Here is a 14250-nt window from a genome sequence, read left to right as displayed (position 1 = left end):
TCACTCCTCACGAACGGTCGGCCAGCAGCAGATTGGCCGTATTGGTCTGGATGCGGTCGTTGTTGATCATCAGCGGCGCGGACCACAGGTCGCGCAGGTGGCGGCCCAGGCTGTACGGCGTGCCCTGCTTGTAGCCGGCCATGCCGCACACCAGCAGCGCCTGCTGCACGACATCGAGCGCCATCGTCGACATCGACGTCTTGAGCCCGTTCATGCCGGCCGCGTGCGCGAACGCCGCGGACACCGACGCATTGGCGTGCCGCGCGCGCTGGCGGGCCAGCGCCATTTCCAGCCGCGCCTCCATCATCTCCAGCATGCTCACGGCCTCGGCCACGCGCGTGGCCGACGGCGGCAGCGTGCCGGGCCGGGCGCGTGCCTGGCCCTGGAAGAACGTCTTGGCGCGCGCCACGGCGTCGCCGCAGATGCCTACCCAGAGCGCGCTCCAGAGGATGTGCGACACGGGCGTCATCGTGGCATCGGCAATCTCGCCGAACGGCACCGGCAGCACCTGGTCCACGTGGCCCGTGGCTTCGAGCCGAAAGCCGTTGCTGCACGTGCCGCGCATGCCCAGCGTGTCCCACGTGTTCAGCGACTGGAGCGTGTAGTCGGGCTGCATCGCGCAGACCAGCACCTGGTCGGACGGCGACGCATCGGCATGGCGCCGGGCCGTGATCAGGATGCCGTCGGCGTGCGCGCCGTACGAGATCGTGGGCGCCATCTTCAGCAGGTGAAAGCGGTCGCCGTCGACATTGACCGCGCAGCCGCTGCTGCGCAGCGCGCCGCCGATGGCTTCCTCGGACGTGGCCGAGGCCAGCAGCAACTGCTCGGCGGCCACGCGGGCCAGCAGCGCCTGGTGCCAGTTGCTGGCGGCGCCGTGGTCGACCAGGCAGGCCACCTGGATCTGGTGCATCGCGTAGATCATGCCCGTGGACGCGCAGCCCTGGCCCAGTTCGCGGCACAGCGCGGCCACCGTGGCCAGCGACGCGCCCGCGCCACCCTGGGCCTGCGGCACCATGGCGCCCAGCAAGCCGGCGGCGCGCAGCGCTGCGAACGCCTCGTGCGGAAAGCGGGCCTCTTGGTCCACGGCATCGGCATGGCGGCGGGCCACCTCGGCGGCGTCGCGCGCGGCGGCCAGCAGCGGGCCGGCATCGGGATTGGCGTGCGCCAGCGCCACCCGGTTGGTCGCGGCGCTCATGCCACTTCCTGCTTCTGGATGGTTTCCACGGCGGCCGCGAGCGAATCGACGCTGCGGAAGAGCTGCCGCGTCAGCATGCGGTCGGGGATCTCGATGTCGAAAGCATTCTCCAGCGCCAGCATCACGTGGACCGTGGCCAGCGAGGAAAGCCCCGCCTCGTACAGGTCGTCATGATCGGCAAGCGAAGCCACTGGCACATTGAGTCGGGCGACGTCGCCGAGTATGTTGCGGATGGTTGCTTTCATCTGGGGTCTCCGAATGCGTTGAGTGATCCATTTGACGACTTCCGGCCGCGTCGCTCGGTGCGACGTCGCACCAAACCGGGCCGGTGCCCGGGCGCCCTTCAGTAAGCGGTGGCGCCGGTCCAGCCGTGCAGCGCGGTGCGCAGGATGATCCGCAGGTCGAGCTGGAACGACCAGTGCTGGATGTAATAGATGTCGAACTCGATGCGCTTGCGCATCTTGTCGATGGTGTCGGTCTGGCCGCGCAGCCCGTTGATCTGCGCCCAGCCCGTGATGCCCGGCTTCACGCGGTGGCGCAGCATGTAGCGGTCGATCAGTTCCTTGTAGAGCTCGTTGTGCTCCATCGCGTGCGGGCGCGGGCCCACCACCGACATCTCGCCGCGCAGCACGTTCAGGAACTGCGGCAGCTCGTCCAGGCTAGTGCGGCGCAGGAACGCGCCGATGCGCGTCACGCGCGGATCGCCGCGCGTGGCCTGCGTGACGCCGTGGTCCGCGTGCATCCGCATGGTGCGGAACTTGTACACCGCGAACGGCCGGCCATCGATGCCCAGCCGCTGCTGGCGGAACAGCACCGGCCCCGGCGACGACAGCTTCACCAGCGCGGCGATCACCAGCAGCAGCGGGCTCAGGCCCACCAGCACGGCGAACGAGAACACGCGGTCGAAGCTGGCCTTGACCACGCCCGTGATGCCCGACACCGGCGGGCTGTTCAGGTCGATCACGGGCAGGCCCATGAATTCGCTGAAGCGGTGGCCCAGCAGCTCCACCGACGAGACGTCGGGCACCCAGCGGATGTCGATCAGGTCGTTGCGGAACTGGCGCACCACGTCGGACAGGTCGCGGCAGGCGGCCATCGGCAGGGTCAGCCAGATCTCGCGCACGCCCTGGCCGCGCACGAAGGCGCTGACTTCGTCCAGCGTGCGCAGCGCGGGCACTTCGGGCGGCGTGGCGTCGGTGCCGTCGTCGTAGATGCCCACCACGCTGTAGCCGGCCGAGCGGAACTGCTGCACGCGGCGGTACATCTCGCGGCCGAGCGGGCCGTAGCCGAAAATCAGCACGCGCTTGGCGTTGATGCCCTGCTCGCGCACGTTGCCGAGCATGCGGAACATCACCGCGCGTCCCACCAGCAGCGCCAGGCCGGCCGACACGAACCAGCCGATCGACCAGACCCGCGACACGGCGCCGATCTGGTGGATCAGGAACGCGCCGAGCAGGCCGGTGATGAACACCAGCGTCCACGCCGCCGCAATGCGCAGCACCAGCGCGGCCAGGCTGCGGCCGCGCCACGATTCGTAGATGCCGAACGCCGGGAACACGACCAGGGCGCCCAGCGCGCAGAGCATGGTCAGGAAGCCGTTGACGGGCGCGCTGTCGCGCAGGCCGCCCGCGAAGTACAGCTCGCCCATCAGCACGCCCATCGCCGCGATCAGCAATGCGTCCGATAACCTGTAGAGATAGTGCAATGCACTACGCCGCTCGCCGGCCACGCCCCAGTTCGATGCCATGACTGCTCCCCGTCCATCCATCAATGACTGGGGTCATGGTTGCGTACGGCAATCGGGGCGTCTGTGGGCGGACGCACAAAGCGCCGGCCCGCTGCGGGGGTGTCAGCCGGATTGGAGCGATGGCGCACACAACGGGCGCGCGCCGAGCGTGCGGCAGCCGGGACAGGGCCGCCGGCCCGACCACTCGCCGCGCTGGAACGGCCGCTCGCGGCCGGACAGGAACGTGGCGATGTCCTCGACCCAGACGTGCGTCACGCCCGCCACGCCGCCGATGGGCAGCACCATCAGCATGGCCAGCGCGCCCGAGGCCACCAGCATCGCCACCGGGCCGCGCGGCACCTCGCGCCGGGCGATGAACGGCAGGCTGGCGCAGAACCCGAGCGCCAGGCCGCTGGCCACCTCGGACACCGAATGCGCGTGCAGCGCCAGCCGCGACAGCCCCACGGCCAGCGCCAGCAGCACGCCGGCCCCGGCCGCCAGCCAGCTCAGCGTGCGATGGCGCGCCGGCACGGCCAGGCAGGCCAGCACCGGCAGGATGGCCGCCGCCATCATCGCGTGGCCTGAGAAACCGGTGAAGTTCAGCGCCTGGCTGCCGACGCCCCATCCCATGAAGGCCAGCTTCGAGAGCAGCACGGCCAGCGCCGTGGCCGAGAACGCGAGCAGCCAGTGGCGCGCCACGGCGTGCGCGCCATGCCAGCGCAGCCATGCGTAGAGAAAGACCGCGCACGGCAGCAGGAAGGCGGATTCACCGAAGAACGAGATCAGTTGCCAGCGGCTCATGGTTGCGTCGGGCACATGCGGTGGGTGGGCTGCGGCGAGGTGCGTCGGGAGCGCCGCGCGAACCGGCAGCGTAACACCCGATCGGGGCCCGATCCATGCTGCCACGGGCCCGCCGGCCACCGGGCTCCATCCAGAAGCATGAGCCGAATGTGCGGTGCTGAACGTAGTGTCCGGGGGTGCCGCCGACCCGCCCGCGCGCACCAGGCATGGCGCACACGGCCGCGCGGTGCCGCGTGGCGCAGGGTTGAGGGCCGCCCGGGCAGTGCGTCTTCTGGTTGATGTTGTCCGTAGCCGCGATTCGTTATGTTCGATGCAATGGCCGCCCACCACGTGAGCGGCCATTTCAAAGCCCGCATGGTCCCCCGGTCGGCGGGCTTCTTTTTTGGTCCGGCGCGATGGGGCCGCACGCGCGCGCAGGCGCTGGGGCGGGATCAGGGAAGCGGCAGGCGGGTCAGCGCGACGAACATCGCGCGGGCGGTATCGAGATGCCGGCTTGCCTCGCGCTCGCCGATCTCGCGGGCCGCCGTGATGGCGGCGTCCTCGGTGGCGAAGCAGCGTCCGTGCAGTTCGCCCCGGTACAACAACGGCCCGCCGATGATGGCGAGCCGTATCTCATAGCAACATGCCCACTTGCCCCGGCCCTCGCGCACGGCAAACCCGTGGACGACCAGGATATCGAGACTGCGTTCCATACGACCCCCTGCCCCCACGGCGGCCGGTCTCGCCAAGGCACCGGCTTCTGACCGCGGGCACATCCAGCATAGTCGGCGCAGCGCGTGCGCGCCCTCATCCGATGGCAGTAGTCCCGTCCGGGCCGGACCGTACCGCAGGGATGAAGCGCGCCGCCGGCGCGGCCGGCGCGTCCTGCGGATGCAGCGCCCGCAGCAGCGACAGCGCGCTGCGCGGAAAGCACTGGCCGCCGGCCCATACCAGCGTGGCCGCCGCGCAGACCAGTTCCACCGGCGCGGGCACGGCCAGGCAGCCGTTGGCGCCCAGCAGCGCGGCGTGGGCCATCAACGTGGGATCGAGCGCGTCGGACAACACCAGCCAGCGGCGCGGTGCCAGGCGCTGGAGCACGCGGTCCAGCAGCGCGCGCGGATCGCCGTCGACGCCGCTGCAATCGACCAGCGCCATCTCCACCGGCTGCGCCGGCAGCGGCTCGGCCGCGTCAGGGTTGTCGATCGATGGAGGCCGGGCCGCGCCGCGCTCGGCGGTATCCGCGCCGTCGCCCTCCAGCAGCCATTCGGGCCCGTGCCAGCGCACCGGCGAGGGAATGTCCTGCGCCTCCATGCGCCGCGCAAGGATGCGGCACATCATTTCGTTGCTGGCGATGAGGTAGGTCGTCATCTGTCTGCCATCCGCGCTTGCCACGCGTGTATCCGCCGGCGGGGTACGCCGGCGGGCGCCCTGCCGGGGCGCGTCGTTGTCTTTTGGAACGGATCGCGTCGAGGGTGTCAGGGATGCCCATGTTCCCGATGGCTGCCCCCGGCGCCGGACCTGAGATACAAGCTAGCAACGCCAGCCGGCCGCCGCCTCATGCTTTTGGATGAGGGCTCGGCGGCGGATGGCGCAGACAGGTGGTGGGCCAAGGGCGGCCGGGCGCAGGCGACTGCGGTCAGGCGGCCTCACAGGCCTCCCGCGCGGCCAGGGGCGCCATCGGGACATGCGTCGGCTTGGCCGGCGTGGGGCCGGTCCAGTTCAGCGTGGCGCCGCGCTGCAGCGCCACGTACACCGCCTCGCCCTTGTTGCGCACGTGCAGGCGCTGGTAGAGCGTGCAGGCGTGGGTCTTGGCGGTGGCTACCGAGATGTTCAGCAGCCGGCTGACCGTCTTGATCGGATAGCCGCGCGCCAGCAATGCCAGCACCTCGTACTGGCGCTCGGTGATATTGAGCAGGTGCGCGCCGGCGGCCGGCGTTTCCATTGCGGCCGGCGTGGCTCCGCCCGGCAGCGCGGGCACGGCGTGCAGCGGCACGACGATCGGCGCGGCATCGTGGCGGGCGTCGGGCAGCGATGGCTCGGCGGCGCGCGTGGGCGGCAGTTGCGACGGGAAGCATTCGCCCCCGGCCAGCACCAGCCGGATGGCCGCTTCCAGCGCATCGGCCGAGCACGTCTTGGCCAGCAGGCCGCGCACGGCGTCGGGCAGGCCCGCTTCGGGCAGCGGCGCGGGCAGATGATCGGCCAGCACCAGCACGCGCAGCGGCGACAGGCGGCGGCACAGGTCGGCCAGCGTCTGCCAGCCGGCCTCGGCATCGGCCGGCAGGCCGAACAGCAGCAGGTCGGCGTGGTGTGTCCACGGGTCCGGGTCGTTCAGGCCGGCGGGATCGAGGTCGATGAGATCGCCCGGTACATGCGCCTGTGCCAACAGATGGCGCAGACCGAGACGCAACAATGGGTGTGGCTCGAGCAACAGGATGGTGGCCATGGCCGCTCACTTCTTATTGGCGCCCCGCTGCGGTGTGTGGAATGTCCCGCGGTGCGCTGATTGGAGATGCTCCGCTTATGGCGCGGCTGCATGTCCATACGGTCTGCATCACCTCCCGAGCCGCGGCAGCGCCAGCCCTCTCTGGCACGCTGCCGAACCGTCTGGCCCTCCCTCGGAGGATGTCCGACCGCCCCGATTGCGTATGTAACGCGTTAGATCCTTCTGAATACAGATTCAAATTAAATTGAATTCTGGTGTTCAGCATAGGCAGCACGTCGTGTGATTGCAAGCGGATGCTGCGGCGCAACGGGTTTTCCCTTGGTTGTATGGCAACCGCTGGCAAAACGTATCGCAAACGCCGCTTCTGCCGCGAACGATCGTGCGGAAGTGATAAAAGTGATGCCGAAAGCGCTATGTTGCATCGCACTAAAGTCGGCGGCCGGGGTGCCGTCAATGCGTGGGCAATTTTCCTGCCCCGACCCGGGCCAACCCGAGAGAAGAGTTAGACACCATGCTTTCCTCCCTACGCGCGCGCATCGTGGCCCTATCCGTGGCCATCGTGATCGTGGCGCTGGCGGCCAACGCCATCGTGAACCAGTTCGTGGCCCGCGCCTATAACGACGAGGCCATCGACAACAATCTTGCCGCCGTGCAGACCGGCCATGTGGATGCCATTGCGGCGTGGGTGTCCGGCCATTCCCGGATGATCGAATCGCTGCAGGACGCGGCGCTGCAGGACGATCCGATTCCCGCGCTCAGGCTGGTGGCAAGCGCCGGCGGCTTCATCAAGACCTATGTCGGCTATCCGGACAAAAGCCACCGGTTCTCGGACGCGGCGGGACTGAAGCCCGACTACGACCCCACCGCGCGGCCCTGGTACAAGCAGGCCGTGGCGGCGGGCAAGCCGATTGTCACGCCGCCCTATATCGCGGCCAGCAGCGGCAAGCTGGTGGTGACATTTGCGGTGCCGGTGCTGCGCGACGGCGGCGTCAAGGCCGTGATCGGCGGCGACGTGGCCATGGACGCCGTGGTGGCCAACGTGCGCGCGATCCATCCGACGCCAGCCAGCTTCGGCATCCTGGTGGCGCGCGACGGCAAGATCGTCGCCCATCCCGACGACAAGCTGACGCTGAAGCCCATCGGCGAACTGGTACCGGCGCTGGAGGGCGACCGGCTGGGCGCGCTGGTGTCTGCCGCCGCGCCGATCGACGCCAGGATCGGCGGCGCCGACAAGCTGCTGCGCGGCTGCGAGATCGCCGGCACCGACTGGGTGGCCGTGATCGCACTGGACAAGGCCGAGGCCACGGCCGGCATGCGGTCTGTGCTGATTGCGTCGATGGTGTCGCTGGTGATCGTGGCGTGCGCGGCCGCGGTCATCGTGGCCGGCGTGACGGCGGTATCGTTCCGTCGGCTGTCGGGCATCCGCGATGCGATGGTCGCCATCGGCTCCGGCGACGGCGACCTGACGCGCCGCCTGCCGGCCGACGGCACCGACGAGGTGGCGCAGATCGCGCGCGCGTTCAACGCCTTCGCCGACAAGCTCGTGCATGTGATGCGCCAGATCCGCGACGCGAGCGAATCTGTACACGTGGCGGCCAACGAGATTGCCGAGGGCAACGCGGACCTGTCGCGGCGCACCGAATCCGCCGCGGCCAGCCTGGAGCAGACCGCCGCGTCGATGGAGGAAATCACGGCGACGGTCGGCCAGTCGGAAAGCTCTGCGCACCAGGCCGACCAGACGGCCAGCGCCGCCCAGCAGGTGGCGACGGACGGCGGCCAGGCCATCGCCGGGGCCATCGAGACCATGAGCGACATCGAGCGCGCGGCGGTCAAGGTGTCGGACATCATCGGCGTGATCGAGGGCATCGCCTTCCAGACCAATATCCTGGCGCTCAACGCGGCGGTGGAAGCGGCCCGCGCGGGCGAGCAGGGGCGCGGCTTTGCCGTGGTGGCGGGCGAGGTGCGGGCGCTGGCGCAGCGCAGTTCGCAGGCGGCCAAGGAGATCAAGACGCTGATCGAATCGACCGTGGACAGCGTGAGCGCCGGGTCTGGACAGGTGCGGATGAGCGGCGAGACGATGCGCGAGATCGTGGGCAACGTGGGACGCGTGACGCAGATCATCTCGGAAATCACCCGCGCGGCGCGAGAACAGACGCGCGGCATCCAGGAGGTGAACGTGGCGGTCAGCCAGCTGGACCAGATGGTGCAGCAGAACGCGGCGCTGGTGGAGCAGTCGACCGCCGCAGCCGCCGCCTTGCAGGGACAAGCCGCGACGCTGGCCGACGTGGTACGGACATTCCGGCTCGATTGAGAGGGCTGGTCAGCCCTGACAGAGAGGCCGCCTGCGGGCGGCCTTTTTTCTATCTTTTTCCTCGATTCAATTATTTTGAATAACTATGACAGCGATAGCCTGTTTGCGCCGGGCCGGCGGTCGCTATAGTTCAGCACATGGACGGCGCGACAACGCAGCGAAGCGAAACCAAGCGCGACGAAGCGAAGCCAGCACCGCCCAATAACCACTCAAATTCATTGAATCACCTTTTATACCGGAGCCCATCATGTCGAACGCCAACAACGCCAAGCTGCAAGTCCTGACCCCGCGCAACAGCCAACTGATCATCATCGACCACCAGCCCCAGATGGCCTTCGGCGTCCAGTCGATGGACCGCCAGACGATGAAGAACAACGTCGTCGGCCTGGCCAAGGCGGCCAAGATCTTCGACGTGCCGACCACCATCACCACCGTCGAGAGCGATTCGTTCTCGGGCTATACCTACCCCGAACTGCTCGACGTCTTCCCGGGCAAGGAAACGCTGGAACGCACGTCGATGAACTCCTGGGACGACCAGAAGGTGCGCGACGCGCTGGCCGCCAACGGCCGCAAGAAGATCGTGGTGGCCGGGCTCTGGACCGAAGTCTGCAACACCACCTTCGCGCTGTCGGCGATGCTGGAAGGCGACTACGAGATCTACATGGTGGCCGACGCCTCGGGCGGCACCACCAAGGAAGCGCACGACTACGCCATGCAGCGCATGATCCAGGCCGGCGTGGTGCCGGTCACCTGGCAGCAGGTCCTGCTGGAATGGCAGCGCGACTGGAAAAACAAGGAAACGTACGACGCGGTGACCGGCCTGGCCAAGGAACACTCGGGCGCCTACGGCATGGGCATCGACTACGCCTACACGATGGTCCACAAGGCCGCCCAGCGCACGCAGACCCAGCACGCATCGATCGCGCCGGTGCATGCGCCGGTGACGGAGTACTAAATCGCGCTGACCGCACTGCCTGACTCTCGGGGCGTGAAGGGGCCACATATTCGTGGCGCTTTCACGCCCTTTTCGTTTGGCGCGGCGCTATTCGGTGGATTAGTAATGGCCCCCTGAAATAGGGAGCCAAAACTTGTTCGACGAATGATGTAGGCGGCCTTGGTTTTGGGGTGGATCGCATGGCGTATACGACGGCTCCGCGACGTGTGGTCGATGCGCATACCCCGTATACGTATACGCTTTTCGCGTTTTTCGGCGGTGCGAGAGCGGTTGGCTGGTGCCGTCGTTTTCCATGCTTCGACGCACGGAGCGTACTCACTGCTGCGTATGAATTTCCTTTTAAATCAATGCCGCAGAAAGCGGTTGTGTCGGGGAGTTTTTTGACGCGTGGCGGGTGTTGCTGGGTGGTCTCACGGAGTTCCCGGCAGGGGTGGTGGCATGGGTGATGTGGGACGGACTTCTCTGCGTGTGGGGCGTTATCTGAGGGGAGTTCGGCTGTGTGCCGGGCCACATGCTAGCTGCGCTTGTCGGCGGGAAGAATGGAGCCGTTGTGACGAGACGCCCCAACATTCGTTTGCTGGATTGATGGGTTGGGCGGAGTTGTGCGGATGGCGCATCCAGAGACAACGCTGCCGGGGTTGCAGAGCGCGCCTCACCTCCTGCGGTCCAGGTCGAATCGCCCTTGGGTACGACCAGTGCGGCCCAGGCCATGGCTGAATCTATCGCTTCCCAGACATGACACACCTCTCGTAAAATAATTTGCATAGCATTTCCATGTGCAGAATGGGCCGGTTCAGCGTGGCGCCCCGAAGTTTCGGTTGCAAATCAGTCACTTAGGTGACTTTCTCGCCGTGGCTCGACGGAACGTGATTGGCGCTCTGCCCTCGTATCCGCACGCTTTGTGATGTAGCTTTCCCAGCATATTTACTGAAGGACTCCGTGGCAGAAGACCGCGACACCATCGCCGCAACCAAGCTCACCCGCACCGAATTTGCCGTGGTGCGCGCCTATGCGCAGGGCATGCGGCCGGTCGATATCGCCAACCGGTACCTGCTGGACCCGGACGATGACGACGAACTGACCGAACACCAGGCGGTGCAGCGCATCCTGGCGCTGCGCGACCGGCTGGTGCAGTTCGCCTTGCAGCACGACCGGCCGGACATCGCCGAGATGTTCGAAGCCCTGCGCGGCCGTTCGGATAGCGGGATGACCCGGCGCGTCGAGGCGCTGTCGTCGATCGAGCAGCTGGGACAGGGCCGGCCGCAGGCTTCCCATCGTGTGACGCTATGGTTCGGGCCCAGCCTGGCGCGCCGGCTGACGTCGGCTAACGTGCACACGATCGCGGATCTGGTCGACTTGGCCAATCGCCACGGCAGCAGTTGGTGGCGGCACGTGCCACGTATCGGCCGGCATTCATGCGAGACGATTGTCCGGTGGCTGGCGGCGCAGCGGCCCGTACTTGACACACGACTGCGGGAGTTCGTCCAGGCCCCGTCGGATGTGCCGCATCGGGCCTTCCAGACCTACGCAGCATTGGGTACGGCAATGGCCGCGCCGGCCCCGCTGGAATGGCTCCGGGCGGCGCCGGGAGAGGATTTGATCCGGCGGAAGCTGGCCGAAGATCTGAGTACGGTGCGGCAATGGCTGCGGTCCAAGGAGGCGTCGCCAAACACCTGGAAAAGCTACCGCCGTGAAGCCGAGCGGCTGCTGCTCTGGGCGGCGCGCCGGGGCCAGTCGCTGCGAGATCTGGCTGACGACGATCTGCGGGCTTATCGCGAATTCCTGGCCGATCCGCAGCCGGCCGACTTCTGGTGCGGCCCCGCAAGCGCCCGCGACAAGGTGCATTGGCGTCCGTTCGAAGGCCCGCTTGGCGAGCGTTCGCGGGAAGCTGCGCTGCGGGTGGTCCGGCTGGTGCTGGGAGTCGTGCGGCCGTCCGGGCCCGCGCCTCGGGCACGTCGGCGCCCGTCCGCACCCGCTGCGGCGGGCTCCGCATCGGATGAATCCGATCCGCCGATCGCGTCGCATGTATCACCCGCGCCGACCGGTCTTTTCGTGCACAGATTTTTTGATTGGCTAGCGACGGATGCCACAACTCCGCAGGATCGCGCCGCGCTGGCGGCGGCGTTGCTGATCGCCCGGCATGGGCTTCGGGTCGTCGAATTGCCGTTGTTGCGGTACGCGGACGTGGTCAGCGATGCCGAGCCATGGCGGCTTTCCATCCCCGGAAAACGGGCGGGCCGTGGCGAGCAGATCGAACTGGGCGTCGATGTCCGGCTCGCCCTCTTGGCTCACTGGCAGGATCGGGGCATGTACTGGCAAGGGATGGGTACGGACGGCGGCGCGCCCGAGGCGGCGCTGCTTGCGCCGGTCGATTATCCCGACACGGCGCGCGGCCGTGCCAAGCGGGCGCAGCCATCGGCAGGTTATTCGGCGAGCGGCCTGGACCGGCTGCTGCGGGCCACGTGGCGGCGTTTTGCGGCGGCGCACGCGGACGTGCCTGCCGCCTTCACGCCGCGCCAGCTTCGGCTCGCCTGAGCGTCAGAGCAAGGTCTTGTCGAGGCCGAAGCGGGCCTTCAGGACTTCCAGCAAATCCTCGCGCGCGTTGCGGTCGGTCAGTTGGACGTCCAGCATGATGCGGCCGGAATCCCACTCCTTGATGGTGCCCAGCAATTGGCCGTTCTCGGTCCGGATCTTGTACTGGCGGCTAATTTCCTTGACCTTGCGCGCCTTGCCTTCCTGCGCCTGCTTGCGGATCGATTCGACCTCGCGGCTCGACAGCCCGTCGTTCATGATGCGGGCCGCCAGTTCGCGGGTCCGGTCCTCGCCGGCGATCTTGTAGTACAGCGTCAACTCGTACCCCGCCGCGATGCCGATGGCGCTCGGCCGCTCGCGCATCACGCCAATCACCGATTCGGGCAGCTTCAGCAGCGCCAGCGTCTTGTTCACCGTGCCAGCCGACATGCCGGTCAGCTCGCAGATTTCCTCTTCCTTCAGAACCTTGCCCTCGTCCAGCAACTGCCGCCACGCGATGGCATTGTCCAGCGCCGACTGGTCCGACCGCTGTTCGTTGAGCAGGAAGGACAACCGGTAGAAATCGAGGTCGCTCAGGTCGTCCTCGATAAAGCATTCCATTTCCAGCTTGCCGGCCGATGCCAGCGCGCGCTTGCGGTAGTGGCCGTCGATCAGGATGTAGTGGCCCGGCCGGGTCGGGTCCGGCGCGGCAAGACCGGGAGTCTTCTGGCCGTGCGTGGCGATCGATGCGGCGCGCTCCTGCACCACGGCTGGGTCGTAGATCCGGCGCGCATTGAACGGGTTGTCGTGCAACTGGGCGATCGGCACGCGGATGAGCTGGCGCCCCTCGACACCGGCCGCCGCACTTTCAGCGCTGAAAGTTGCGCCCGCGGTGCCAGCACGCTGCGACTGCAGCAGCCCGTTGGGATGCTCGGAGAGCGCGGCTTCCGCACGTGCGAACCGGTCGATCGCATCGTTGCGGGTCTTTTCCGCAGCCATGCCGGCGAGCATGCCGGCTTTCAGGCTTTTCAATTTCGTTGGCATTCTTGTTACTCGATCAAGGACAGGATTTCGTCCACCATCATGTCGACTTCCTGGATAGCCTCGCGCGCGCCGGGCACGCCGTGGACCGTGCAGCCGATGGCCTGGCATTCGCGGAACGCTGAACGGGACCCGATCATCGAGTTCAGCAGTGGCACATCGCCGTCGTCACCCAGGATCTCGATGGCCTGCCGGGCGATCGACACGCGGCGCTGGACCATATTGGCCATCACCCGGATCTGCAGCGTCTCGTTCTGGACCTGGGCGTGCTGGGCCAGCGTCTTGGCGGCCACGGCAGCCCACAGATCGGGCGGCGACGGGACCACGGGAATGATCGCGAGGTCTGAAATCAGCAGCGCGCTCGACGGCGCCGCCGAGTGCACGGCGGGCGGGCAATCGACCAGGATGTAGTCGTAGTCGTGGACGAACTTGCGGACTTCGCGGTGCATGGCGCCGCCCGACGGGGCCAGCCCGATCACGGACGCCGGAAAAGGCCGCTCGTCGCTGGCCTGCGCGGCCCAGCGTGTGGCGGTGCCCTGTTCGTCCATGTCGACGAGCATCGAGCGCGCGCCGCGCAGGCCCAAGGTGCCAGCCAGATGCATGCTGACCGTGGTCTTGCCGCAACCGCCTTTCTGGTTGAAAACGGTGATGATCTTTGCTGCCACTTGGGGCCTCACTTTCAGCGCTGAAAGTCGCGCGGGATGGTGTTCAATCAAGGCGAGACTTTAGCCAATCCAACCATGGGCTACAACCCGTTGTCGAAAATTTAAATTTTTGGATGGATGAAAGAGACGCCGCCGCAGCGGGCCGTCGGACGGCATTCCCGGAAAATCGGACTACATCAACCTTGCGGGATTCTTCTTCTTGAAAAGCGGTAGAGAATCCGCCTAAAGTAAAGACAGTGCGCATTACGCCGCACATGACACCGCAACACAATGTGGTTATGATGCCCGCTACAGTCGAGTCAAGTCGTTTCAACCTCGTTGACCTCCGTTCGGTATCTACGAGACCCCAGCGTGCTTGAACGGTTGTTTGCGTTTAAACGAACTTGCTTCGAAAGGAATTTCTTATGGCAACCGGTACGGTCAAGTGGTTCAACGAGACCAAGGGTTTTGGCTTCATTACTCCGGACGATGGTGGTGCAGACCTGTTCGCCCACTTCTCGGAGATTCAGGGTACGGGTTTCAAGACCCTGAAGGACGGCCAGCGCGTGACGTTTGAAGTCAAGCAAGGCCCGAAGGGCCTGCAGGCGTCCGCGATCAAGCCCGCCTGAGGCGAACCGCTGCAG

Annotated in this window: 13 protein-coding genes; 4 read left to right on the top strand and 9 right to left on the bottom strand. The window is 67.1% G+C overall.

What is annotated here, in order from left to right; genetic code table 11:
• Positions 1-7: 7 nt before the first annotated feature.
• From EHF44_RS21860 to EHF44_RS21830, 7 genes are all read right to left on the bottom strand, one after another.
• Positions 8-1195, bottom strand: a complete 1188-nt coding sequence (locus tag EHF44_RS21860; protein WP_124685801.1) for an acyl-CoA dehydrogenase family protein — start codon at positions 1193-1195, stop codon at positions 8-10.
• Complete coding sequence (locus tag EHF44_RS21855; protein WP_124685800.1) at positions 1192-1440, bottom strand: acyl carrier protein; 249 nt, start codon at positions 1438-1440, stop codon at positions 1192-1194. The genes EHF44_RS21860 and EHF44_RS21855 overlap by 4 nt, the downstream gene beginning before the upstream one ends.
• 98 nt (positions 1441-1538) lie before the next feature.
• On the bottom strand, positions 1539-2942 hold the full coding sequence (locus tag EHF44_RS21850; protein WP_124685799.1) for an undecaprenyl-phosphate glucose phosphotransferase: 1404 nt from the start codon (positions 2940-2942) through the stop codon (positions 1539-1541).
• Positions 2943-3044: 102 nt separating this feature from the next.
• A complete protein-coding gene (locus EHF44_RS21845; RefSeq protein WP_124685798.1) occupies positions 3045-3722 on the bottom strand; it encodes a phosphatase PAP2 family protein in 678 nt (225 codons plus the stop codon).
• A gap of 431 nt (positions 3723-4153) precedes the next feature.
• Entirely contained in the window at positions 4154-4414 is a 261-nt protein-coding gene (locus tag EHF44_RS21840) for a hypothetical protein (protein ID WP_124685797.1), read from the bottom strand.
• Positions 4415-4508: 94 nt separating this feature from the next.
• The gene (locus tag EHF44_RS21835; RefSeq protein WP_253700320.1) at positions 4509-5069 is read right to left on the bottom strand and encodes a DNA-binding response regulator; all 561 of its coding nucleotides are present in this window, start codon (positions 5067-5069) and stop codon (positions 4509-4511) included.
• Between the two features lie 268 nt (positions 5070-5337).
• Positions 5338-6144: a helix-turn-helix transcriptional regulator gene (locus EHF44_RS21830; RefSeq protein WP_124685796.1), complete on the bottom strand. Its 807-nt coding sequence runs from the start codon at positions 6142-6144 to the stop codon at positions 5338-5340.
• 511 nt (positions 6145-6655) lie between these two features.
• Between EHF44_RS21830 and EHF44_RS21825 the strand changes: the two genes are divergently transcribed.
• From EHF44_RS21825 to EHF44_RS21815, 3 genes are all read left to right on the top strand, one after another.
• Entirely contained in the window at positions 6656-8455 is a 1800-nt protein-coding gene (locus EHF44_RS21825) for a methyl-accepting chemotaxis protein (RefSeq protein WP_124685795.1), read from the top strand.
• Between the two features lie 247 nt (positions 8456-8702).
• On the top strand, positions 8703-9410 hold the full coding sequence (locus EHF44_RS21820; RefSeq protein WP_124685794.1) for a hydrolase: 708 nt from the start codon (positions 8703-8705) through the stop codon (positions 9408-9410).
• A 939-nt stretch (positions 9411-10349) separates the two neighbouring features.
• Positions 10350-11945, top strand: coding sequence for a phage integrase family protein (locus EHF44_RS21815; protein ID WP_124685793.1), 1596 nt, complete (start codon positions 10350-10352; stop codon positions 11943-11945).
• A gap of 3 nt (positions 11946-11948) precedes the next feature.
• Here the strand turns inward: EHF44_RS21815 and EHF44_RS21810 are convergent, their stop codons facing one another.
• Positions 11949-12965, bottom strand: coding sequence for a ParB/RepB/Spo0J family partition protein (locus EHF44_RS21810; protein WP_124685792.1), 1017 nt, complete (start codon positions 12963-12965; stop codon positions 11949-11951).
• Between the two features lie 5 nt (positions 12966-12970).
• A complete protein-coding gene (locus EHF44_RS21805) occupies positions 12971-13627 on the bottom strand; it encodes an AAA family ATPase (RefSeq protein ID WP_066737651.1) in 657 nt (218 codons plus the stop codon).
• A gap of 404 nt (positions 13628-14031) precedes the next feature.
• Between EHF44_RS21805 and EHF44_RS21800 the strand changes: the two genes are divergently transcribed.
• Positions 14032-14235 (top strand): cold-shock protein, encoded by a 204-nt coding sequence (locus tag EHF44_RS21800; protein WP_124685791.1) that lies wholly within the window; start codon positions 14032-14034, stop codon positions 14233-14235.
• Positions 14236-14250 lie beyond the last annotated feature (15 nt).

Origin of the sequence: Cupriavidus pauculus (assembly GCF_003854935.1) — a bacterium.
Classification (GTDB): Bacteria; Pseudomonadota; Gammaproteobacteria; order Burkholderiales; family Burkholderiaceae; genus Cupriavidus; species Cupriavidus pauculus_C.
Note: the sequence above shows the minus strand (reverse complement) of the source record. Positions and strands in the feature narration are given on the sequence as shown.